Origin of the sequence: Archangium violaceum, assembly GCF_016859125.1 — a bacterium.
GTDB lineage: Bacteria > Myxococcota > Myxococcia > Myxococcales > Myxococcaceae > Archangium > Archangium violaceum_A.
Genome location: NZ_CP069338.1, coordinates 2,085,526 through 2,107,596, shown reverse-complemented (window position 1 = coordinate 2,107,596; position 22,071 = coordinate 2,085,526). Strand labels below are relative to the sequence as shown.

Below are 22,071 nucleotides of genomic sequence, written 5' to 3'. Positions count from 1 at the left end.
CTCCAGGGTGGGTGGATTTCGTCTGTCGGAGCCCTTGGGCAACGGCGCTCGCGGCGGGTTTCCGGGAAGCGGGTGACTGGCCGGGTGCCCTTCCCTCCGAGGCGGGGATGGGACAGGCTGAAGTCCATCGTGGAACGTTCACGCCCCTCCGTCCGTGCTGCTGAAGCGACCGTCGAGGACTCCGAGCTCGTGAGCCTCGGGGAGATTCCGTCCCCTCGCGAGCTGCCGTCCCCTCGCGAGCTGTTGGAGCAGGTGCGAGCCCCGGGAGTGAGCCGCTCCGACGTGGATGCGCTCCTGCGCGGGCTCTCGCTGCCACTGGCGCCCGGAGAGGACGCGCGGGAGCGGGCGGAGCTGCTGCACGACCTCCTGGAGGATGCGCAGGTCTGTACGTTCACGGGCCGCGATGGGCGTCGGGTGGGGCACGCGGCGGTGCTGGCGTTGGCGGAGCTCGGTTATCCGCATGCGCTGGAGGTGCCACCGGAGCTGTTCGCCGAGGCGCGTGCCGCCGAACGGAAGGCCACCGGAGCGGGGTCGGAGCGTCGCTCGCGCCACGGTCTGGGCGCGGTGTTGACCAGTGTGGCGGGGATGGTGGAGCTGCTGCCCGTGCTCCTCTTCGGCATCAGCAAGGGCACGGATGCGTGGCCGTTGGTTCTGCTCTGGGCGCTGCTGGTGACCCTCACCTCGTTCCTGCCAGCTTTCGTGACGGGAGCCGAGCTGGAGTCGCGGAGGCCGTGGTTGCACAACCTCCTGCTCCTGCTGGTAGTGCTCGCGGGACTACCCTGGTTGGGCGCCTTCCTCCTCGTGCTCGGTACCTCCGCCTTGTGGAGCTTGCTGCCATTGGCGATGGCGGTGATGCGGTTCGCGGGGGCTTTCTTCCTGCACGACAAGCCGTCCGACGCGGAACCTTCGGACAACGGCTAGAAGGGAGAGCGGAGGAGCGGGCAGGGGCTCGTCGCTTGGCATGCAAGGGGCGGGAGTCATTCTTAATTTCGGCGTATGCGCCGCCGCACGAGCCTCACGCTCCTCAACGCGCTGTCCCTGTCCCGTCTGCCCCTCGCGGCCGTTTTCGTCGTGCTGGAAGACCCGCTGGTCCGGGTGGGCCTGGTGGTTGCCGCGGCGCTGACGGACTTCCTGGACGGGTATATCGCCCGTCACAAACACCTGGAGTCGCCCTGGGGCGCGCTCATCGATCCCATCGCGGACCGGGCCTTCGTCATGGTGGCGCTGCTGGCCTTCGTCCTGGAGGGCAGGTTGACGCCGCTGGAGTTCGGCATCCTGGTGGTGCGCGACGTGGCGACGGGGCTGGGCTTCGTGGTGGCGCGCATCGTGCCGCGGTTCCGGCCCGTACAATTCAAGGCCCGGATGCTGGGCAAGGTGGTGACGACCCTGCAACTCGGAGCGCTCCTGGCGGTGCTGCTGGTGCCGGTGCTGGTGCGTCCGTTGGTGATTGCCGTGGGCCTGACGGCGCTCGCCTCGGTGGTGGACTACACGGCGGCCGTGTGGCGGGCGAGGGCTCGTCCCGGCTCCCGGGGGCCTCACATCCCCACGCCTACGGGGCGTGGGGCCGCGTGAGGAATCCTCCAGGTCAGGCGGCGCGGACTCGCGCGAAGAACCGCGCCAGCTTCGCCTCGTCCAGCTTGCCCGCGGTCCGCACGCTGCTGCACAGGTCCAGTCCGAACGGGCCCACCTGCTGGATGGCCTCGCCCACGTTCTCTTCCTTCAACCCACCGGCGAGGAAGATGGGCACGCGCACCTGCTCGCGGATGCGCCGGCTGATGGTCCAGTCATGGACGCGTCCGGTGCCGCCCAGCTCCTTCACAGCCAGGGACTGATTGCCCGAGTCGAGCAGCAGCGCGTCCACGTGTGGCGCCACGCTCAGGGCCTCCTCCAGTGACTCCTCGCCCGTCACGTGGATGACCTGCACGAGCGACACGCCGGGCATGGCCCCCCGCAGGTCCGCGTCGCTCCCGTTGGTGAGGCGATCTCAGATCTGCACGGTGTTGGTCCGGCAGCGCCGCTGCTGCGCGATGATGTCGCCCGCGTCCTGGCCGCAGGTGAGCAGGAAGGTGGCGATGGGAGGCGGCACGGCGGCGGCGATCTCCGCGATGAGGGACTCCGAGATGACGCCGGGTCCGCTGGGCATCGACGAGACGAGCCCCAGCGCGGAGGCGCCGGCGCGGATGGCGGCTCAGGCCTCCTCGACGCTGGAGATGCAGCAGATCTTCACCCGTGGGGTGCTGATGGCTTCCATGTGTGCTCCGGGTTCGACTGCATGACTGCGTGGGCGGCGGAAGCTACCACTCCACATGGACGGTGAAGTCGGTGCCGGAGGCGTTCTTCACCTCCACGCGCACGCGCGCGGTCACCTTCGCCGCCTTCAGGAGGGCCTGCTCCACCACGCCCTGCATCCACGCCGGGCCGAGCAGCTCTCCCTGGCAGAGAAGCCGGCCAGAGCGGGGTCCCATCCGCTCGTACGTGCGTTCACCGAAGGTGGTGACGGCCTTGTAGGCGGAGGGCGAGCTCGCCATGAGCCGGTGCGGTTCGTCTCCCGACAGGAAGGACATCATCTTGCCCGCCTGCGAGTCGAAGAAGTAGTTCACCGCCGCGCGGCCGAACTCCGCGATGGAGCCGTCGTAGTTGCTCCCGCCCGTCTTGCTTCGCTGCACGCCCAGGTCGGCCAGCTTGAGGAGGTCGGCCACCGGGTAGCGGAAGAAGCTCACGACGCTGCGCGAGCCGAGGATCTCCGCGCGCACGGCCATCGCCGCCGCCGGGCCCAGCATCCGCTCGAGGTTCTCCTGGGAGCTGTCGAAGAAGATGCCGAGCAGCTGATCCTTCTCGGTCGCTGCTCGGATGCGAAGGTTCAACGCCTCACGGCTGTCCACGGACCTGCCCCCTGGGAAGAGTCGCCCGACAGGCTACTTCGCGTCGAGGTACGCGCGGTAGGCCTCGAAGCCGTAGGGCCGGCCGAGGAAGTCCTTCACCAGGTCGGCGGCGGGCTTGGAGCCACCGGGCTCGAGCACCGTCTTGCGGTACTTCATCGTGGTGGCCGTATCCAGGTAGCCGTGCTTCTGGAACTCGGTCTCCAGGTCCTTGGCGATGACGAGCGACCAGACGTACGTGTAGTAGGCGGCCGAGTACCCCTCCAGGTGGCCGAAGGCGAGCTGGAAGTACGTGCCGTCGCGGTACTCGTGGCGGAACGGGCTGTACTTCTCCTGCAGCTTCTTCAGGGCCTCGGTGGTGTCGAAGCCCGGCGCGCGCGAGTAGTAGTCCAGCGACACCGCCGCGAGGAACATCTGCCGGCGCGTCCACAGGCCCTTGCCGAACTCCTTCGACGCGCGGAGCTTCTCCACCAGCGCGGCGGGGATGACCTCACCCGTCTGGTGGTGGCGGGCGAACTCCTGGAGGATGGTGGGGTTGGCGGCCCACTGCTGCAGCAGCATGGAGGGCGTCTCCACGAAGTCCCATTCGGTGGAGATGCCCGTAATCCCCTTCCACTGCTGGCGGCCGGCGAAGACGTGGTGCAGCAGGTGGCCGAACTCGTGGAAGAACGTCTCCACCTCGTCCTGCGTCATCAGCGCGCCTTCCTTGGGGAAGTTGCACACCAGCGCGCCCTCCGGGTAGCGCTTGCCGGCCTGCCCCGCCACGACGTCGAACTGCGCCGCGTGCTTGTACTTGTCGTCACGCGGGTGCATGTCCAGGTAGATGCGGCCCAGCAGCGTGCCGTTCTCGGTGACGTCGTAGGCCTCCACCTCGGGGTGCCACACCGCGGCGTCCTTCACCGGCACGTAGGTGATGCCCCACATGCGCGAGGTGATGTCCATCACGCCCTTCTTCACGCGCCCGTACTCGAGATAGGGGCGCAGCGACTGCGAGTCGAACCCGAGCCGCTCGGCCTTGAGCCGGTCCTCGTAGTAGTCCTGGTCCCAGGGCTCGAGCACGGTGGCCTTGGGGTCGTCCTTCTTCTTGCGGGCCAGCAGGTCCGCGTACTCCTGCTTCGCGCGCTGCTCGGCGGTGGCGGCCACCTTGTCGATGAACTCCGAGGCCACCTGCTGCGTGCGCGTCATCTTCGTCTCGGTGACGTACGCGGCCCAGGTGGGGTAGCCCAGGAGCGTGGCCAGCTCGTGGCGCTTCGCGATGAGCTGCTCGAGCACCTCCTGGTTCTTCGGGTACGCGCGCTGGTGGTAGGCGCGCCACACCTTCTCGCGCGCCTTGCCATCGCGGGCGTACGTCATGAAGGGGAAGTAGTCGGGGTAGTTGGAGGTGATGACCACCTTGCCGTTGGCGCGCGGCGCGTGGGCCTTGATGAAGTCCTCGGGGAGGCCGGCGAGCTCCTTCGGGTCGAGCTCCACCTCGCGCACGTCCTCGGCGATGTTCTGGTTGAAGGTCTGGCCGAGCTTGAGGATCTCCTCGTTGAGCGTCTTCACCTTCGCGCGGGTGGCGTCGTCGCGGTCCACGCCGGCGCGGCGGAAGTCGAGCAGGGTGCGCTCCATCCAATAGCGCGTGGCGGCATCGGCCTGGGAGAGGTCCACGGCGGCCAGGGCGTCATAGACGCCGCGGTCCTGGGAGATCTCCACGTTGAGGGAGTCCGCCTTCTGCTCGCACGCGCGGGCGGCATCGCGGAAGGCCGCCTGGGGGTGCACCTCGCGGGTGAGGCTGGAGCGGCTGAGGGCATTGCCGATCGCTGCCGTGGCCTCGTCATAGGCCTCGAGGACGGCGCGGCCGTTGGTGGCGGGCTTCAGGGTCTTCAGGGTGGCGATTCGAGCGCGGGCCCTCTCCAGGTCGGCGGAGCAGGAGGCGTCGAAGGCCTCGAGCGTGCCGGACATGAGCTTGGAGCCCTCGGGGGCGGGCGGAGACTGGCGGGCTTCGGCCTGAAGGGAGGAGGAGGGCTCGGGATTCGTCATGGTCGAGTGGGAGCAGCCGGCCGCGCCGAGGGCGGCCGCGAGGGTGAGAGCGGCGATTCTCAAGACGACTCCTTCTGGGGTGTACGGAGGGGCGGAATGTAGCGTCGGGAGCAGGGGAGCGCAGCCGGGACGAGCACCGGGAGCGGGTAGGCGTGCCCCACCGTGGATGTCCCCTCTCCTCCTGGGAGAGGGCTAGGGTGAGGGTATGTCCATGCCCATGCTCGTGCCCATGCGAATCGGAGTCATCGGAACGAAGTGGGGGCTGATGCACGTCGGAGCCTTCCGCGCGGCGGGGGCCGAGGTGGTGGCGCTGTGCGGGCAGCACCTGGAGCCCACGCGGGAGGTTGCTTCACGCGAGGGCATTCCCCTGGCGACGACGGACGTGCGGGAGCTGTGCGCGGTGGTGGACGTGGTGGTGGTGGCGAGCCCGGACGCGCTGCACCGTGAGCACGTGGAGGCGGCGGTGGACGCGGGGCTCGCGGTGCTCTGCGAGAAGCCCCTGACGCTCACCCGGGAGGACGCCGAGGCCCTCGTCGAGAAGACCCGTCGCGCGAAGCGCCCGTGCGTCGTGAACTTCCCCTACCGGATGCTGCCGCCGCTGAGGGCACTGCGGGCCTGGCTGTCGGAGCACGCGGCGCACCACCTGGTCCTCACGATGCGCAACAACTTCGTCCCCACGGACGCGCGGGAGCCCGGGGCCTGGCAGGGACACTCGGCGGACTTCGGTGGCGTCTCGCACCTGCTGGACGCGGCGCTGTGGCTGACGGGGGCCTCGCCCACCTGGGTGCAGGCCTCGCTGTCCGGCCGCCCGGTGCACACGGCGGCGCTGCACGTGGGGCTCTCCAGTGGGGCCGTGCTCGTCCTGACGCACGCGGCCAGTCCGGAGCCCGGGCTGCACGGGGGCTGGTCCCTGCTGGGCGCGGACTGGGAGGCCGGCTTCTCCGGAGGCTTCATCCCCGCGCGCGAGGGGTGGTGTGTCTCGCCGGTGCGGTGCTTCGAGTCCGGCGCGTGGCGCGAGCTGGCTCCGGGACTCGAGCCGAGGCCGGGGGGACGCGAGCCCTGGGCCGAGGCCCACGTGGAGACGGCGCGCCGGTTCCTCGAGATGCTCGGGGAGCCGCCCGAGGTGGACTTGGACCTGGCGTCGGTGGAGGAGGCGGCCACGGTGCAGCGCATCCTCTCGGCGGCCATGGTGTCGGAGGACGACGGCCGCCGCGTCCTGCTGGACTGAGCGCGAGTCAGCCCTGGCGCGCCGTGCCGAGCAGCTCGCGCGCCACGGTGGCGAGGTCCGGTGCCCGCACCTCGGGCTCCGGGAAGACGTCGAGCCAGCGCTGCTCCTTGCGGGACACCCACGCGGTGCGCATTCCGGCCCGCTTCGCGCCCTGGAGGTCCCACGCGTGCGCGGCCACCATCCACGGCTCGCCCTCCGCGCGCTCCCGGGCCACCGCATACACCGTCGGGTGTGGCTTGGTGGTGCGCACGGAGTCCGTGGAGAGCACGGCGCTGAACCGATCGAGCAGCCCCGCGCGGGTGAGCAGTGCGCGGGTGGACGCCTCGCCCCCGTTGGTGAGGGCGATCAACTTCCACCCGGCGCGGGAGAGCAGCTCGCAGGCCTCGTGCGCGCCCTCGGCGGGCTCCAGCTCCTTCAGTCCCTCCAGCACCTGCGCCGTGTGGGCGGGTGCCACGTCGCCCCTCCCCACCAGCGCGAGGGTCCGGGGCAGGGCGGCCTCGAGAACCTCCCGGATGGGGGCATAGCCACCGGCATGCGACAGGGCGAAGAAGTCCCGGAGGCTCTCGGCGAACCACAGCTCGAGCGTTGGCGCGGGGACTCCCAATGCCGACAGCCTCGGCCGCAGGGACTCCAGGCTGAAGAAGGTGCCGAGCATGTCGAAGGTGGCGGTGGGCATCGCGGGCTCCTCTGTACGTACTGCAATGCCATCATTTTCTGCTCGGCTCGGAGGAAACGTGGCCCGTTTACCTTGCGTTCAACAGAAATGTTGCCTTTCCGAACTCATTGGGTTGTCGTGAGACTCAGTGATTACCACTACTCCGATGTTCTCAATTCGTTAGATACCAGGAGAACGGAGGCCCCGCTCGGCCACTCGAGCCTACAATGTGGTCTTTGCAGCAAAGTTGCAAAATTACAGCGTGGTCGGGTAGTAAGGGATTGCGTCCCTGTCTGTCTGGGGACCTCCTGTCGCGAGGTGCCGATGCTGATGGCCATCAACCCGGGTTCCGCAGCTGCCTTGTCAGAAGAGGTGCCACTGCTTCGGGGTCCCAGCCTGTCGTCGCTGAGAATGCCCCCGTCCTGCCCGTCGGCGCCGAGCCTGCACGCGAAGGCCATCGAGCGGGCCACGCGGGCGCGGGTGCTCGCGGTGGAGCTGCTGCCCAAGGTGCCGTCCCAGGTGCGGCGCTTCGATGCGAGCCAGTTCGGGCTGCTCACGGCGTACACCTACCCGAAGGGGGCGCGGGAGCGGCTGGAGCTGTGCAATGACTGGCACGTGTGGCTGTTCCTCTTCGACGACGAGGCCGACGAGCAGGAGGAGGTGGGCCAGCGTCCGGAATACCTCCAAGCGTATGTGGAATCGTGCCTGAAGGTGCTGAGAGGTGGGCCCCTGCGCACCCGCGCGACGCCGCTCGAGCGCTTCACCCATGAGCTGCACACGCGCATGCGCCGGCTGGCGAGCGACATGTGGCTGGAGCGCTTCGCCCGTGACGCGGAGGACTACCTCTACCGGGGCACGCTTCCGGCCGCGCGGAACTGGGCCGCGGGCAACGTCCCCGAGCTCGAGCCCTACATCGAGCAGCGCTCCATGGACTCGGCCATGTACACGGCCCAGGATCTGGTGGAGTTCGCGCAGGAGGGGCAGGAGTTGCCCGAGGCGCTCTTCCAGCTGCCGCTCGTGCAGCGGATGCGGCACCTGTGCACGCGGGTAGTGGGGCTGACCAACGACCTCTTCTCCTTCGAGAAGGAGGTCCTCTGGCACAACAACCCGAACAACTTCGTGTACGTGCTCCAGGTCAACCGGCAGCTGGGTCTGGAGGAGGCCATCTCCGAGGCCATCTCGCTCATCAACGCGGACACGGACGCGTTCATCGCGTGCGAGGAGGAGCTGCTGGCGTCGGGGCCGGTGGACCCCCGGGTGCTCTCGTACGTGGAGGGGATGAAGGCGTGGATCCACGGCAACGTGCGCTGGTCACTGGTGACCGGGCGCTACAGCTCGCCGACCTCGCCCTTCCCCGAGCTGCGCCGCTAGCGCTCAGGCCGAAGGCAGGTGCTCTCTGACGACGCCGAGCCAGTACTCGCGTCCATGGTACTGGCTCATCTTCCCGAGCAGCTTGCCGTCGCGGAACAGGAGGAAGGTGGGGATGCCGTACAGTCCGAAGCGCCGCGCCAGCTCCTCGTGCTCGTACGCGTTCACCTTCACCACGCGCATCCTGGCCCCTTCCAGCTCGGACAGGAGCGCGGGCTCGGCCGCCGCGTAGATGTCGCAGTTGGGGCAGCCGGGCCCCCAGAAGTCCACCACCACCAGCTCGTCCTTCGGTTGCAGCACCAGCGCGTCGAAGGTCTCCGTCGTCGCGTCGTAGCTCACGGGATGTGCCATGCCCCTGCCTAACCGCGCGGTGCGCCCGCTTCAACCGGAGTAGCGGGCGCCCCTGGCGGCTCAGCGGCGCTCACCGGCGGGCGGGCGTGCCTGCTTCCGCTGCTGCTGCTGCTGTTGTTGTTGTTGTTGCTGCTGCTGGCCGGCCTGGGCCTGCGGCTGGGGTTGGACCTGACCGAGGAGCTGGTACGCCTGTCTCCGGTGCTCCTGGAGCCTGGGCAGCAGCCCATCCAGCACCGGCGCGAGGTCGGGGTAGAGCTGCCGCCCGATGGTCACGATCTGGATGGTTTCGTCGTGGGAGGCCACCTGCGAGGCCAGGTACTGCTGGTCATAGAGCTGACCCTGCAGCACCGACAGCTTCGCCTTGGTGGCGTCGATGGCGCTCAGGAGCCGGCGCTGCATGTCGTTGGTCGGCTCCATCATGGGGTCGAGCCGGAGGTTGCGCTGCTTCGCGAGGTCGGCGATCTGCTGCTGGGCCTTGCGGTGGTCCTGCACCATGTGCTCGCCGTACTTCTGCACGGAGGGCGAGGAGGCCTTCTGCTGGGTGAGCTCCCCGAGGGAGATCTCCGTCTCGTTGATGCGCTGGAGTTGCGAGAGGAAGGCCGGGATGCCGTCGGCGACCATCATCTGGCTCATCCCGGTGGCCTGGATCGCCATCGGGTCGCGCTTCTGCTGCTGGTGGGGCTGCTGTTGTTGTTCTGGAATCTGTTGTGATGCTCCCGGCCGTCCCTGCGCCATCGCCGAGCCTCCCACCACCAGTGTCCCGAGTAGTGCCCATCGTCCCCACGAGCGCTTCATGTGCTCCACTCCTTGTCGGTCTTTTCCGGGAGAAGCTGGGCTCGGGAGGGGGCGGGAGGACAGGGGGGGAAGGCGGGCCGGCGAGCGAGGCCCCCCCGGTCGGGCAGGGGGGCCCTGGAGTCGGAGCTCAGCGAGCCGTGACGTCGAGGGTGAGGATGATGACGGCCTCGAAGTCGCTGCCGGTGCTCCGGGTGGTGGTTCCGCGCAGTCCGAGGCGGAAGTCGCCCCTCGCCAGGCTGGTGTCCAGGGTCTCAAGGGAGTTGCCGGTCGTATCCATGTCCACCTGGGCGCTTCCCCGGGATTCCTCGACGGAGGCGATGTCGACCTGGGCCCCGGTCTCGCTGGAGCGCAGGTAGGCCGTCGTCTCGCCGGTGAGCACCTCCTGGAGCGTGCCCACGTTCTTCGACTTCGTCACGTCGAGCTGCATGCGCGCGCCGGTCACCTCGAAGCGGGTGGGGGCCTCGCCCAGGGTGTCCCGGGCCTGGTTCAGGAAGGTTGTCCACTGGGCATCACCCGGCTCCACGCGCAGGTCGTTGGCGATGGTGCTGCCCGTCACGTCGCCGGGCTTGAGGTTCACCGAATAGGTGACGGTGCCTTCGTGGCCGGCGCCACAGGCGATCAGGGAGAGGGCGAGGGGGATCAGGAGGAGGAGACGTCGCATGGGGACTCCGCGAGGGGATGTGGAGGGTGTTCCCGTGGGTTGACTCAACACGGGATCAGCGGCTCCCGGAGGGTGTGGAAAGGCTGCCCACGGGGGCGCTGGCTGTGCACAATATCCGACGAGGCGCACTGCGCAGCAGGCCCCGGGTGCCATAAGTTGGGGCCCTTCGACGCGGAGGGGATATGTACGAGTGGCTGGAGGGACTTCAGAAGTCGGCGAAGCGGACCGCAGCCGGAGTGGGACCGGACGATGTCCGGCGGGCGGAGACCGAGTGCGGGGTGCCCTTCCCCGTGGAGCTCGGCCTGCTGTACCAGAGGTTCGACGGTGGTGAGTTCCAGGGAGATGTGACCCTCTTCCCGCTGCATGGCCCCGAGGGCGCGCCCAGCGTGCTGGAGAAGACGCGCCTGAAGCTGGAGAGCCTGCCGGCTGCGGGCGTCTGGCGCATCGGGGTGAAGGGCCCCCACCGGCAGCTCTTCGCGGCGCGCAAGTCCGCCATGGTGGAGCAGGCCGATAGCCCCCTGCCGAGCTGGGCGGAGACGCTCTCGGACGATGATTGGATCTACGGCACCTGGGAGACGGAGAAGCGCGAGTTGCGGCTGTATCGCTCGCTGCGCGACATGCTCGAGGTGCTCGTGCCCCCCGCCGAGGTGGAGGAGTTCGGTGACAGGACCTTCGCCCGGGCCCTCTCCGCGGTGCAGGGCGCCCTGAACGATCTCCACGTGGAATACGAGGAGGGCGGGCAGCCAGCGGAAGAGGAGGAGGACGAGGAGGAAGAGGTCACGGCCGAGGCGGAGGAGGCCAAGGCGGAGCAGGCTTCAGCCGAGGACGAGGAGGAGGTCGCGGCCGAGGCAGCGGAGGTCACGGCCGAGTCGGAGGAGGGCGACGAGGAGGAGGCAGAGGAGGCCAAGGCGGAACAGGCTTCAGCCGAGGAGGAGGAGGTCACGGCCGAGGTGGAACAGGCTTCAGCCGAGGAGGAGGAGGCGGCGGAGGAGGTCACGGCCGAGGCGGAGGAGGGCGACGAGGAGGAGGCGGAGGAGGTCACGGCCGAGGCGGAGGAGGGCGACGAGGAGGAGGCCGAGGAGACCGAGGCGGAACAGGCTTCAGCCAGGGACGAGGACGAGGAGACCGAGGCCACAGCCGAGGACGAGGAGACCGAGGAGGAGCAGGCCACGGCCCAGGCTGACGATGAAGAGGAGGCCGAGGAGGAGGTGGCCGAGCAGGATCGGGCTGCGGCCGACGAAGAGGCCGATGAGGGACTGCTACAGCCCGTGGTGGCCGCCGCTGAGCGCCGTGTGGTGCAACTCCTGCAGTCCTCCGCGGAGGATCAAGCCGAGCCCGTGGTGCCCGTACCGACAGCGGTGAAGAAGGTCGCCGCCGGGGTGAAGACGGCTGCGAAGGGTGCTGCCGCAGTGGTGAAGACGGCCGCGAAGACGGTGTCTGCCCAGTCCACGTCCCCCACTGGTAGGGAGGGCCCGGTGAATCCTCCTGTCGAGGTGAAGCCCGCCGCGAAGGCCCCGGCCAGGAAGGCCGCGGAGAAGAAGGCCCCGGCCAAGAAGGCCCCAACGAAGACGGCGGCGGCGAAGACGGCTCCGGCTCCGGCGGCTCCGGCCCCGGCGAAGAAGGCCCCCGCGAAGAAGGCCCCGGCGAAGAAGGCCCCCGCGAAGAAGGCCCCCGCGAAGAAGGCCCCCGCGAAGAAGGCCCCGGCGAAGAAGGCCCCCGCGAAGAAGGCCCCGGCGAAGAAGGCCCCCGCGAAGAAGGCGGCGGCGAAGGCCCCGGCGAAGAAGGCCCCCGCGAAGAAGGCGGCGACCAAGAAGACGGCCGCGAAGGTTCCGGCGAGGAAGGCGGCCGCGAAGAAGGCTCCCGCGCGCAAGGCCGCGAAGAAGGCTCCCGCGCGCAAGGCCGCGAGCACCCGGACCGCCAGCAAGCGTGGCGCCGCGCGCGGCCGGCGCTGAGCCGTGTCGGCTCCCTGACTCTTCTTCTCGAGTGGGGACGAGGCTCAGTGCTGGATGGCGGGTGGCTCGGCGGGGGGCCCTTCGCGGGGTCCCGCGTCCTCGGGCGCGAGGATGACTCGCGTCTCTCCCTCCTTGCCATTGCGCCACTGCTCGCGCAGTTGCACCAGCCGGTCCTGGAGCAGCACCTGCACCGCGCCGGCGATGGGCAGCGCGAGCAGGGCGCCGATGAGACCCGTCAAGCTGGTGCCCACCAGCATCACCAGGGCGATGAGCAGCGGGTTCATCTTCAGCGTCCGGCGCTGGATGAGCGGCTGCAGCAGGTTGCCCTCCACCTGCTGGTAGACCAGGAACACGCCCAGCGCGACGAGGCCCTCTTTCGTGCCCACCGAGGCGAGCGTCGTCACCGACACCAGGATGGCGCCGAGGAAGGAGCCCACGAAGGGGATGAGTCCCAGCACCGCCATGGCCAGTCCCAGCGGCAGGAAGTAGGGCACCCCCAGCAGCAGCATGGAGACCGCCGTCACCCCGCCGCCGATGAACGAGATGAGGAAGGCTCCCGCCACGTAACCGCCCACCGTGCGGTGCATCTCGTGACCCAGGTTCCGCCAGTGCTCGCGCCGTGACGGCTCCACCCACTGCAGTGCCTTGTCGAACAGGTCCGCTCCGAACAGCAGGAAGAAGACCGTCAGCACTGCGATGGTCATCCCGGCCGCCAGCTCTCGGAGGATGTTCGTCACCACCCCGAGCACCGGCCCTGGCGCCATCGATATCCGGTTGCGCAGCTCCGCGGACACCCGGTCGATGAGGTCATAGCGCTCGTCCAGCTTCTGCACCCAGGGGTGGCGCTGGAGCCTTTCGATATAGTCCGGTGCCGCCCTCACCAGCCCGCGGCCCTGCTCGATGAGCATCGGCACCAGCGTCATCAACAGGGCCCCCAGCAGGCCCAGCCCCAGCAGGGACACCGCCAGCACGCCCAGGCCCCGGCGCACCCCTCGCGCCTCCAGCCAGCGCACCAGCGGGTTCGCCGCCAGCGCCAGGAACAGGGCCACCATCACCCAGGTCAGCACCGTCCAGGCCTTGGCGAACAGCCACAGCACGGCCACCAACGCCAGCACGTTCAACGCCACCGTCCACACCGTCCGGGGCGTCACCTGGGAGCGGGGTCGTGTGGGGATCGCCAAGCGAGCGGTCCTCCCACCTAGCCCTCGGGCATGTCGTTGGGCGGCACGGGCCGCAACGGCTCCCTCGGACGGGCGGTGATTTCCTCCTCCTGCTCCTCCTCGTCACCCCGCCGGAACTCGTGAATCTGATCCGGGAGGATGTCCCGGAAGTCCGGATCGTCCTCGAGGGGCGGGGTCGCGGTCAGCTCCGCGTCGGTGAAGTTGATCTGCTCCTGGCCGGTGACGGGGTCCCGGTTGCGCAGGGATTCGGACTCGCCCACGTCCTCGGACCCGAGATTCTTGAAACGCATGGTGTTTCCTCCGAGCACGCCGGGTTGGCTGCTCCGAGCCAACGGTGCGAACCCGATGGATTCCACGCAACAGAGCGCGGCTGCCTGCCTGTCAGGTGGCTCAGCGCGACGGGGGCAGCGTCCGGCCGGAAGGGTAGCGGGGCTCCGCCTGGGCCAGCACCATGCCCAGGGCCAGCACCCGGGAGAACGTCTCGCGCAGGGCGTAGCGGTGGGTGCGCGGCCGCCCCTCGTCCGCGGCCACCCCCCATGCGTCGATGCCCACCGAGTTGGCGATGTAGAGGGCGCGCGTCAGGTGGAAACGCTGGGTGACGAGCACCGCCTCCTGCACGCCGAAGACGGTGTGGGCCCGCACGGAGCTGTCATAGGTGGACAGGCCCGCGTCGTCCTCCTGTACCGCGGAGGCCGGTACGCCCCGGTCCAGCACGTAGCGCACCATGGCCCGCGTCTCGTCATGGAAGCGGTCCGAGTTGTCCCCGCTGAGCAGCAGCGTGTCCACCTTGCCCGAGTGGTAGAGGTCGATGGCGGCATCCAGCCGTTGGGCCAGCACCGCCGAGGGGACGCCCCCGGGGGCAAGCCCCGCCCCGTACACGAGCGCCACCGGCTTCTGGGGTGCCTCGGCCCGGGGGATGATGCGATCCAGGTAGCTCGCCTCGACGTAGAGGGAAACGAGCCACACGCACACGAGCGCCGCCAGGCCCGTGGCCAGCAGCCCCAGGATCCACCGGCGCACCCGACGTGCTCTGTTGCCGCCTCTCCCCATGGTCCCCGGCCCAACCGCCGGGAGGCCCATTCTCGTCCCTTCATTCCCTTTGGGAAATCGCTCTCTTGCCTGGTGCTCACACGGGGACACCGGCGGTCGGCTCCTCGGCCTTCAGCGAATGCCGCTCCACGGCCTCCAGGACCTGCTGGGGTTCGGCCGGTTTGCCCAGGAAGGCGGCCACCCCGTAGCTGGACGCGTACAGGGCCCGGTCCCTCGGGCTCATCCCCGCCATGGCCGCCGAGAGGATGATGACGGGGATGGAGCGCAGCGTGGCATCCCCCTTGCGGGCCGTGAGCAGCCGGTTGCCATCCATGACGGGCAGGGACATGTCGAGCACCACCACCGCCGGCCGGGGCCCGTGCCCTATGAGCTCGAGGGCCTCCTTGCCGTGGCTCGCCGCGAGGACCGGGTAGCCATTGGACTCCAGGAAGTTCTGGAGGGCCTCCCGGATGTCCGGGTCGTCCTCCACGATGAGTACCGGGCCACGGAGGGTCGCCATGTGTCAGAGCTCCGCCGAACGATGGGAACCTGCCCTCCAAGGCTAAGTCTCCGGGTCCGGTCCGGCACCCCCGGGGAAGGGGGGACGCCGTGCCTGGATGCCCGGCATCGGTCTCGGGGCTCCACTTGTTGGAAGGCCACGGTTGACCGGCCGCCACACCGCCCTATATAGGGGGCCGCGTCCGGGCTCCGCTCCTCCTGGAGGGGCTCACGCCCGCGTTTCCACAGGAGTTGGTGGCCCCATGGCGTCCCTTCGCGACATCCGCAAGCGCATCCGCTCGGTGAAGAACACGCGGCAGATCACCAAGGCGATGAAGATGGTGGCCGCCGCGAAGCTCCGCAAGGCGCAGGACGCCATCATCGCCGCGCGTCCCTACGCGCAGATGCTGGACCAGATCATCTCCGACCTGGCGACCCGCTCCGAGGGCGAGGGGCTGGCGCATCCGCTGCTCGCCTCGCGCCCGGTGCGCAAGGTGGAGGTGCTGCTGCTCACCTCGGACCGCGGCCTGGCGGGCGGTTTCAACTCCAACGTCATCCGGCGCGCCAGCCGCTTCCTCTTCGAGAACAGCGGCTGGGAGGTCGAGGTCTCCAGCGTTGGCCGCAAGGGCAACGACTTCTTCCGCCAGCGCGGCCAGAAGATGCGCAAGGACTTCGGCTACCTCTACCAGCGGCTGGACTACCCCCACGCCTCGCAGGTGGCCGAGGAACTGAGCGCCCGCTTCCTCAAGGGGGAAGTGGACGCCGTCTACGTCATCTACAACGAGTTCATCTCCGCCATCAGCCAGAAGGTGACCGTGGCGCAGCTGCTGCCGCTGCAGACGCTGTCGGTGGGCGCCCCCACGGCCGCCGAGGTCGGTCAGGCCGCGCCGGTGGCCGCGCCCACCCAGGCCCTGGTGGACTTCAAGTACGAGCCGGGCCGTCAGGACGTGCTCGATCGGCTGGTGCCCCAGGCGGTATCCATCAAGCTGTACCGCTCCCTGCTGGAGAGCGTCGCCAGCGAGCATGGCGCCCGTATGAGCGCTATGGAAAACGCGACGAGCAACGCCACGGACATGATCGCCAGCCTCTCGCTCACCTACAACCGCACGCGTCAGGCGGTGATCACCAAGGAGCTGATGGAGATCGTGTCCGGCGCGGAGGCTCTGAAGTAGAAGTTACGCTTCTGGCCGCGGGGCCTTGAAGCTTGACCCCCGGGGGAGGCCACCTGTAGAGGGGCCCGCCCGTCCCCTGGATCCAAATTTCGACGAGGAACGGAAGAACATTCCATGAGCGCTCAAGTTCCGACGGTAGGCAAGGTGACCCAGGTTCTCGGTCCTGTGGTCGACGTGGAGTTCCCGCCCGGTGGGCTCCCCGAGGTGTACACCGCGCTGAAGGTGACCAACGTCAACATCAGCTCGGCGGCCGACAACCTCACCATCGAGGTGGCGCAGCACCTGGGTGAGAACACCGTGCGCTGCATCGCCATGGACTCCACCGACGGTCTGGCCCGTGGCCAGCCGGTGAAGAACACGGGCGCGCCCATCCAGGCGCCGGTGGGCAAGGCCACCCTGGGCCGCATCCTCAACGTCACCGGCGATCCGGTGGACGAGAAGGGCCCCGTCAACGCCAAGGAGAGCTGGCCCATCCATCGCCAGCCGCCCCTGTTCACGGACCAGGACGTGCGCGTCCAGATGTTCGAGACGGGCATCAAGGTCATCGATCTGCTGGCCCCCTACACCCGTGGTGGGAAGATCGGCCTGTTCGGCGGCGCCGGCGTGGGCAAGACGGTGCTCCTGCAGGAGCTCATCCGCAACGTGGCCGTGGAGCGCGGTGGCTTCTCCGTGTTCGCCGGCGTGGGCGAGCGCACCCGCGAGGGCAACGACCTGTACCACGAGATGCAGGACTCCAAGGTCATCAAGATCGACAACCTGGAGGAGAGCCAGGTGGTGCTGGTGTACGGCCAGATGAACGAGCCGCCCGGCGCCCGCGCTCGCGTGGCCCTCACGGCGCTGACCATCGCCGAGTACTTCCGCGACGTCGAGGGGCGTGACGTGCTCCTCTTCATCGACAACATCTTCCGGTTCACCCAGGCCGGTTCCGAGGTGTCCGCCCTCCTGGGCCGCATCCCGAGCGCCGTGGGTTACCAGCCCACGCTGGCCACGGAGATGGGCGGTCTGCAGGAGCGCATCACCTCCACCACGAAGGGCTCGGTCACCTCGGTGCAGGCCATCTACGTGCCCGCCGACGACCTGACGGACCCGGCCCCCGCCACCGCGTTCGCCCACCTGGACGCGACGACGGTGCTCAACCGCGCCATCTCCGAGCTGGGCATCTACCCGGCCGTGGATCCGCTCGACTCCACCAGCCGCATCCTGACGCCTGAAATCCTGGGCCAGGAGCACTACACGGTGGCCCGGCGTGTCCAGGGCATCCTCCAGCGCTACAAGGAGCTGCAGGACATCATCGCCATCCTCGGCATGGACGAGCTGTCCGAGGACGACAAGCTGGTGGTGGCGCGCGCCCGGAAGATCCAGCGCTTCCTGTCGCAGCCCTTCTTCGTGGCCACGGTGTTCACCGGCGCCCCGGGCAAGTACGTGAAGCTGCAGGACACCGTGCAGGGCTTCAAGGAGATCTGCGACGGCAAGCACGACGACCTGCCCGAGTCGGCCTTCTACATGGTGGGCGGCATCGACGAGGCGGTGGAGAAGGCCCGCAAGATGGCGGCGGCGGCCTAGTCCGCCGGCCGCGCCGGAAGGTCCGCTCGGATGTCGCGCTCCGCCCTCATCGTGATGCTGTTGCTGGTGTCGCTCCCGGCGTCCGCCGCGGAGCGCGCCAGCCGTACGCGGGTGAGCGCCAACGGTACCTTCAGCGTGCGCCTGGTGGAGAAGGCCCCCGGGCAGTGCACGCTGGAGGTGTCGAAGGAGAGCGGGCCGCTCTGGACGCTGAAGGAGTGCGTGGGCGGGGTGGATGACCTGTACTTCGTCTCCAACGACGGAGCGCGGGTGTGGGTGCTCTTCCCGCTGGCGCCCAAGGGCACGAAGAAGCTGCCCGGCAAGCGGTACAGGAAGGTGCCCGCGTGGGCCAACACGGTGGTGGCGGTGGAGTACGACCGCCAGGGTGGGCGGGTGCAGGAGCGGAGCCTGTTGAGCTTCGTGGCCCAGCGCGAGCTACCGGAGGTGCGGCAGTTGGGCCAGCACCTCAAGTGGTTGGAAGGACTGCTCGGGGTTCCGGGCAAGGGCCCGCGTCTGACGGACGCCGGGCACATCGAGTTCGAGACGGTGGGCGGCAAGTCCCACAAGCTGACCTTCTGAAAAGAGCGGTACCCAGGGAGCACGGAAGCCCATGGCCAAGCTGACGGTCGAGATTGTGACCCCCGAGAAGCGCATCCTGTCGGTGCAGGCGGACGAGGCGATCGTCCCGGGCGGCAAGGGTCTGTTCGGCGTTCGGCCGGGCCACACGCCGTTCCTGTCGCTGATGGAGCCGGGGGTGCTGACGCTGATCGATGGAGGTCGGCGCGAGTACTACTTCGTGGCGGGCGGCTTCGCCGAGGTGAGCAACGACAAGGTGCTGGTGCTCGCGGACGTGGCCGAGGCGGTGACGGGCATCGACGTGGAGGCGGCGCGCCGGCGGATGCAGGAGGCGCAGGAGCGTCTGCGCGGCATGTCGTCGGACGACGTGCGCTTCGACATCGAGCAGGCCACGGTGCGTCGCGAGACGGCGCGAATGTCCGCCGCCACGATGCGCTGATGAACGCCGCCCCCTCTCCCCCTGGGAGAGGGTGGGGGTGAGGGTATCTCGCCCCCTGAGCAGTACCTCGGTACGGGCCCCAAGGGCCCTGCGGTGCAGGACGCGAGGCTCCCACTCTCGAGCCCCCTGACCGCGAGCCGTCCCCCCTCAACATCACTGAACCCCAGTTGCCCGGACGCACGGACAGTGCGCGCCCTCTTGACGTCTCGTTCAAAAAGGTGCATTCCATATGCACATTAAAAGATGCATTTGAGATGCATCATTGTCGGACCCGAGCCGGTCCGGGGGAGCGGGCACACATGAGCACCAGCGTCGCGGAGAAGCAGAGCAGCCTGTACGAGCGGATTGGCGGGGAGCCGGCGATGGCGGCGGCGGTGGAGCTCTTCTACCGGAAGGTGTTGTCGGACGAGCGCATCAGCCACTTCTTCGAGGACGTGGACATGGAGCGCCAGGCGGCGAAGCAGAAGGCGTTCCTCACGATGGTGTGCGGGGGCCCGAGCGCCTACTCGGGCAAGGACATGCGCAAGGGGCACGCGCACCTGGTGCGGCAGGGGCTGAACGACACGCACTTCGACGCGGTGGTGGAGCACCTGTCGGCGACGCTGACGGAGCTGGGCGTGGCGAAGCCGCTGGTGGAGCAGGTGCTGGCGATCGCCGGGAGCGCGCGGGCGGACGTGCTCAACCGCTGAGGACGAGAGGGGGCACTCGCATGGCGAGGGTCAAGCACGAGGGGCAGTGGTACGGGCTGGACGAAGGCGAGTCGGTGCTCGACGGGCTGCTGCGGCGGGGGGTGGAGGTGCCGCACTCGTGCAGGGCGGGGGCGTGTCAGTCCTGCCTGATGCGAGCCGAGCGCGGCGAGGTGCCGGCCCGGGCGCAGGTGGGGCTGAAGGAGACGCTGAAGGCGCGGGGCTACTTCCTCGCGTGCGCGTGCCAGCCGGAAGGTGAGCTCGAGGTGGCCGGGGCGGGCGCGGACCTGCGGGTGCCCGCGCGCATCACCTCGCTGGAAAGACTCAGCGACAGTGTGCTGTGCGTGCGGCTGCGTCCCGAGGGGGACTTCGAGTACCGGGCCGGCCAGTACGTGTCCGTGCTCCGGACGGATGGACTGGCCCGGAGCTACTCGCTGGCGAGTCTGCCGCACGAGGACACCCTGGCGCTGCATGTCCGCCGTGTCCCCGGAGGCCGGATGAGCGGCTGGCTCTTCGAGGAGGCCCGGCCCGGTGATGTGTTGGAGCTCCAAGGACCCGCGGGCGAGTGCTTCTACGTGCCGGGGCGGCCGGAGCAGTCGCTGCTGTTGGTGGGGACGGGCACGGGCCTGGCGCCGCTCTACGGCATCATCCGGGACGCGCTGGAGCGGGGGCATACCGGACCCATCTGGCTCTTCCACGGCGCGGTGGACGTCTCGGGGTTGTACCTCGTGGAGGAGCTCCGGGCCTTGCAGTCGCGCCATCCCCAACTCCAGTACAGGCCCTGCGTCTCGAAGGGACAGGCGCGGGTGGGGGTGACGGTGGGAGCGCTGGACGCGATCATCAAGGAGGTATGCCCTCGGCCGGCCGGCTGGAGGGGGTACCTGTGCGGCAGCCCGGACCTGGTGCTATCCCTGAGGAAGAAGCTCTTCCTGGCCGGGCTGTCGCTCAAGGAGATCCACGCGGATGCCTTCCTCCCGAGCACTCCCCCGCCTCAGGGGGGAGCGGGAGTGATGGCCAGTGCATCTGACGCTTCACGCTGACTACGCGCTGCGCGTGCTGCTGTACCTCGCGGCCAACCCGGATCGGGTGGTCTCCACGGGCGAGGTAAGCGACGCCTATGGCATCTCCAAGCACCACCTCGTCCGGGTGGTGCAGGGCCTGGGCCGCCACGGCTTCGTGGAGGTGAGGCCGGGGCGGGCCGGAGGCGTCGTCCTGGCGCGGCCGCCCTCGGAGATCTCCGTGGGGCAGGTGGTGCGGCACATGGAGCCGGACTTCCACATCGTGGAGTGCTTCGATGGGGAGCGGAACAACTGCCCCATCACTCCGGCCTGTGGGCTCATCGGCGTGCTCAACGAGGCGACACGCTCCTTCCTGGCCACGCTCGACCAATACACGCTGGAGGACATCCTGCGGCGCAGCCCGCGCAAGCTGTCCGCCTACTTCCTCAAGCCCACGGTGGATGTGGGCGGGGCGGGCTGAGAGGTCCAGCCATGACGGGTCACGTGCTGGAGCTCTTCCACCGCATCGCGGACCCGCCCTCGGCGGAAGCGCGCCGCTACGTGGTGGACTACGAGCTCGAGGACCGGGTGCGCTTTCGCAATGTCGCCTTTCCCGATGCGGAGGCGGCCTGGCGAGAACGGGGTGGACACAGCACACCGGCACTCTGGGATGGCGAGCACCTGCACCAGGGCGCGCAGGCCGTCGTGGCGAGACTGCAGGCGGTTGTCAACCTCGGTCGCGATCCGTAATACGCCCGCACCGTGCCCGTCGTCCGCCGGGCACGTTGCGTGCCATGCACCGCACGTGCGCGCGTACCTTGTGGTGGGAGAGCGCCCTTCACCCAAGCTGTGCGTCGGCATGCGAGGAACTCACGAAGAGATGAAAGACGGGGCTAGTCACTGAACGCGGCTCGGTTATCTTGCCGCTCCCCATGTCGCTGACTCCCGCCGAGCGCCAGGACAGGTTTCAAGCGGCATTCCTGGGACTCGCCATCGGGGATGCCCTCGGTTTTCCCCTGCGCGGCATCCCTCCGGCGAGCCTGGCTCGCCTTCCTGGACTGGCGGAGGACTTCGCGCCCCGGCCACGGGGGAAGTTCGCCAAGGGCCAGTTCTCGGATGACACGCAGCTGATGCTGGCGGCGGCCGAGAGCGTCATCCGCGAGGGGAAGGTGGATGGACGCAGCGCGGCGGCGCACTTCGCGTGGCTGTGGCAGGAGGGCATCATCCTCCAGCCGCCCAAGCAGCTGGCCGAGGCGCTGCAGAAGCTGGCGCAGGGCACTCCGTGGATGAGCGCGGGAGCGCCGCTGGGCGTGAAGTGCCACTCGGTGCTCAGCCGCGCGGTGGTGGTGGGCCTCTTCGAGAGCAAGAGCCGGGTGCGCATCCGCCACGACGCGGGCGTGCTGTCGGTGCTGACGCACAAGGATCCCACGTGCGCGGCGGCCGCGGCCGCCTTCGCGCAGGCGGTGGCGCTGGGACTCACGACGAAGGAGCCCCTCACGCCCGCCGCCTTCTGCGAGGAGCTGGCGCTGTCGGCGGCGGCGCACGACAAGGAACTGGCCGAGGAGCTGCGGCACCTGCCCCGGCTGCTGACGTGGGACACGGCGCGGGCGCTCGGGCAGTTGCGCAAGGTGAGCGTGCCGCCCAGTCAGCTCCGGGGCGTGGACGGCCTGCCGCCGCATGTGGTGCCGGTGCTGCTCACCAGCCTGTTCGCGACGCTCAAGGTGCCGCACGACTTCCGTCAGGCGGTGGGGCTGGCGCTGCGCTGCGGGGGCGAGGCCGACGTGGCCGCGGCCTGCACGGGTGCCCTCCTCGGCGCGCACCTGGGCACGGCCGCCATCCCCGCGCGGCTGCGCAAGCACGTGCTGTACGCGGAGACGCTGCTGGACACGGCGGACCGGCTCTTCCAGGCACGGCAGGTGCGCGAGACGCTGGCCACCGCGCTCGCCCAGCAGAACCCGCACAAGCGCCGCCGCTGATCGAGCCCCTGGCTGCCCGCTCCCTCCCGGGAGAGGAGGCGGCCG

The 22,071-nt window shown here is 69.3% G+C and carries 26 protein-coding genes; 14 read left to right on the top strand and 12 right to left on the bottom strand.

Annotation, left to right across the window (positions count from 1 at the left end):
* The first annotated feature begins 129 nt into the window (after window positions 1-129).
* Both JQX13_RS09045 and JQX13_RS09040 read left to right on the top strand, forming a co-directional pair.
* Window positions 130-921, top strand: a complete 792-nt coding sequence (locus tag JQX13_RS09045; protein ID WP_203408641.1) for a hypothetical protein — start codon at window positions 130-132, stop codon at window positions 919-921.
* Between the two features lie 75 nt (window positions 922-996).
* Window positions 997-1,572, top strand: coding sequence for a CDP-alcohol phosphatidyltransferase family protein (locus tag JQX13_RS09040; RefSeq protein ID WP_203408640.1), 576 nt, complete (start codon window positions 997-999; stop codon window positions 1,570-1,572).
* A 13-nt stretch (window positions 1,573-1,585) separates the two neighbouring features.
* On the opposite strand, the gene JQX13_RS53815 is transcribed toward JQX13_RS09040, so the two are convergent.
* The 4 genes from JQX13_RS53815 to JQX13_RS09020 all read right to left on the bottom strand — a co-directional run bounded on the left by JQX13_RS53815 (window position 1,586) and on the right by JQX13_RS09020 (window position 4,901).
* A complete protein-coding gene (locus tag JQX13_RS53815) occupies window positions 1,586-1,942 on the bottom strand; it encodes a phosphoribosylanthranilate isomerase (RefSeq protein WP_239014631.1) in 357 nt (118 codons plus the stop codon).
* A 42-nt stretch (window positions 1,943-1,984) separates the two neighbouring features.
* Window positions 1,985-2,143 carry a hypothetical protein gene (locus tag JQX13_RS53810; RefSeq protein WP_239014630.1) on the bottom strand — a complete coding sequence of 53 codons (159 nt, stop codon included), beginning with the start codon at window positions 2,141-2,143 and terminating at the stop codon, window positions 1,985-1,987.
* A gap of 151 nt (window positions 2,144-2,294) precedes the next feature.
* A complete protein-coding gene (locus JQX13_RS09025; RefSeq protein WP_203408638.1) occupies window positions 2,295-2,882 on the bottom strand; it encodes a DUF2378 family protein in 588 nt (195 codons plus the stop codon).
* A 33-nt stretch (window positions 2,883-2,915) separates the two neighbouring features.
* Window positions 2,916-4,901, bottom strand: a complete 1,986-nt coding sequence (locus tag JQX13_RS09020; RefSeq protein WP_203411936.1) for a M3 family metallopeptidase — start codon at window positions 4,899-4,901, stop codon at window positions 2,916-2,918.
* A gap of 205 nt (window positions 4,902-5,106) precedes the next feature.
* Between JQX13_RS09020 and JQX13_RS09015 the strand changes: the two genes are divergently transcribed.
* The gene (locus JQX13_RS09015; RefSeq protein ID WP_239014628.1) at window positions 5,107-6,129 is read left to right on the top strand and encodes a Gfo/Idh/MocA family protein; all 1,023 of its coding nucleotides are present in this window, start codon (window positions 5,107-5,109) and stop codon (window positions 6,127-6,129) included.
* Between the two features lie 7 nt (window positions 6,130-6,136).
* Here JQX13_RS09015 and JQX13_RS09010 read toward each other — a convergent pair whose 3' ends face one another.
* Window positions 6,137-6,805: an HAD family hydrolase gene (locus JQX13_RS09010; protein WP_203408637.1), complete on the bottom strand. Its 669-nt coding sequence runs from the start codon at window positions 6,803-6,805 to the stop codon at window positions 6,137-6,139.
* Between the two features lie 390 nt (window positions 6,806-7,195).
* On the opposite strand from JQX13_RS09010, the gene JQX13_RS09005 reads away from it, so the two are divergent.
* Window positions 7,196-8,155, top strand: a complete 960-nt coding sequence (locus tag JQX13_RS09005) for a terpene synthase family protein (protein ID WP_203408636.1) — start codon at window positions 7,196-7,198, stop codon at window positions 8,153-8,155.
* 3 nt (window positions 8,156-8,158) lie between these two features.
* Here JQX13_RS09005 and JQX13_RS09000 read toward each other — a convergent pair whose 3' ends face one another.
* The 3 genes from JQX13_RS09000 to JQX13_RS08990 form a co-directional block, all read right to left on the bottom strand.
* Window positions 8,159-8,503, bottom strand: coding sequence for a thioredoxin family protein (locus tag JQX13_RS09000; RefSeq protein ID WP_203408635.1), 345 nt, complete (start codon window positions 8,501-8,503; stop codon window positions 8,159-8,161).
* Window positions 8,504-8,563: 60 nt separating this feature from the next.
* Entirely contained in the window at window positions 8,564-9,298 is a 735-nt protein-coding gene (locus tag JQX13_RS08995) for a DUF4142 domain-containing protein (protein WP_203408634.1), read from the bottom strand.
* 127 nt (window positions 9,299-9,425) lie between these two features.
* Entirely contained in the window at window positions 9,426-9,959 is a 534-nt protein-coding gene (locus tag JQX13_RS08990) for a hypothetical protein (protein WP_203408633.1), read from the bottom strand.
* Window positions 9,960-10,141: 182 nt separating this feature from the next.
* On the opposite strand from JQX13_RS08990, the gene JQX13_RS08985 reads away from it, so the two are divergent.
* Entirely contained in the window at window positions 10,142-11,911 is a 1,770-nt protein-coding gene (locus JQX13_RS08985) for an SMI1/KNR4 family protein (protein WP_203408632.1), read from the top strand.
* A gap of 44 nt (window positions 11,912-11,955) precedes the next feature.
* Here the strand turns inward: JQX13_RS08985 and JQX13_RS08980 are convergent, their stop codons facing one another.
* From JQX13_RS08980 to JQX13_RS08965, 4 genes are all read right to left on the bottom strand, one after another.
* Complete coding sequence (locus JQX13_RS08980; protein WP_239014627.1) at window positions 11,956-13,092, bottom strand: AI-2E family transporter; 1,137 nt, start codon at window positions 13,090-13,092, stop codon at window positions 11,956-11,958.
* A gap of 17 nt (window positions 13,093-13,109) precedes the next feature.
* The gene (locus tag JQX13_RS08975) at window positions 13,110-13,382 is read right to left on the bottom strand and encodes a hypothetical protein (protein ID WP_203408631.1); all 273 of its coding nucleotides are present in this window, start codon (window positions 13,380-13,382) and stop codon (window positions 13,110-13,112) included.
* A 100-nt stretch (window positions 13,383-13,482) separates the two neighbouring features.
* Complete coding sequence (locus JQX13_RS08970; protein WP_239014626.1) at window positions 13,483-14,112, bottom strand: SanA/YdcF family protein; 630 nt, start codon at window positions 14,110-14,112, stop codon at window positions 13,483-13,485.
* 106 nt (window positions 14,113-14,218) lie between these two features.
* A complete protein-coding gene (locus tag JQX13_RS08965; RefSeq protein WP_203408629.1) occupies window positions 14,219-14,641 on the bottom strand; it encodes a response regulator in 423 nt (140 codons plus the stop codon).
* 241 nt (window positions 14,642-14,882) lie between these two features.
* On the opposite strand from JQX13_RS08965, the gene atpG reads away from it, so the two are divergent.
* The 9 genes from atpG to JQX13_RS08920 all read left to right on the top strand — a co-directional run bounded on the left by atpG (window position 14,883) and on the right by JQX13_RS08920 (window position 22,026).
* The gene (atpG, locus tag JQX13_RS08960) at window positions 14,883-15,791 is read left to right on the top strand and encodes an ATP synthase F1 subunit gamma (protein ID WP_203408628.1); all 909 of its coding nucleotides are present in this window, start codon (window positions 14,883-14,885) and stop codon (window positions 15,789-15,791) included.
* Between the two features lie 114 nt (window positions 15,792-15,905).
* Complete coding sequence (atpD, locus tag JQX13_RS08955) at window positions 15,906-17,354, top strand: F0F1 ATP synthase subunit beta (RefSeq protein ID WP_203408627.1); 1,449 nt, start codon at window positions 15,906-15,908, stop codon at window positions 17,352-17,354.
* A 30-nt stretch (window positions 17,355-17,384) separates the two neighbouring features.
* Window positions 17,385-17,930: a hypothetical protein gene (locus JQX13_RS08950; protein WP_203408626.1), complete on the top strand. Its 546-nt coding sequence runs from the start codon at window positions 17,385-17,387 to the stop codon at window positions 17,928-17,930.
* 31 nt (window positions 17,931-17,961) lie between these two features.
* Window positions 17,962-18,366 (top strand): F0F1 ATP synthase subunit epsilon, encoded by a 405-nt coding sequence (locus JQX13_RS08945; protein WP_203408625.1) that lies wholly within the window; start codon window positions 17,962-17,964, stop codon window positions 18,364-18,366.
* Window positions 18,367-18,665: 299 nt separating this feature from the next.
* Complete coding sequence (locus JQX13_RS08940; RefSeq protein ID WP_203408624.1) at window positions 18,666-19,055, top strand: group I truncated hemoglobin; 390 nt, start codon at window positions 18,666-18,668, stop codon at window positions 19,053-19,055.
* Between the two features lie 20 nt (window positions 19,056-19,075).
* Window positions 19,076-20,092 carry a 2Fe-2S iron-sulfur cluster-binding protein gene (locus JQX13_RS08935; protein ID WP_203408623.1) on the top strand — a complete coding sequence of 339 codons (1,017 nt, stop codon included), beginning with the start codon at window positions 19,076-19,078 and terminating at the stop codon, window positions 20,090-20,092.
* Window positions 20,070-20,531: an RrF2 family transcriptional regulator gene (locus JQX13_RS08930; protein WP_203408622.1), complete on the top strand. Its 462-nt coding sequence runs from the start codon at window positions 20,070-20,072 to the stop codon at window positions 20,529-20,531. The genes JQX13_RS08935 and JQX13_RS08930 overlap by 23 nt, the downstream gene beginning before the upstream one ends.
* An 11-nt stretch (window positions 20,532-20,542) precedes the next feature.
* A complete protein-coding gene (locus tag JQX13_RS08925; protein WP_203408621.1) occupies window positions 20,543-20,800 on the top strand; it encodes a hypothetical protein in 258 nt (85 codons plus the stop codon).
* A 182-nt stretch (window positions 20,801-20,982) separates the two neighbouring features.
* Window positions 20,983-22,026, top strand: coding sequence for an ADP-ribosylglycohydrolase family protein (locus JQX13_RS08920; protein WP_203408620.1), 1,044 nt, complete (start codon window positions 20,983-20,985; stop codon window positions 22,024-22,026).
* Window positions 22,027-22,071: the final 45 nt, after the last annotated feature.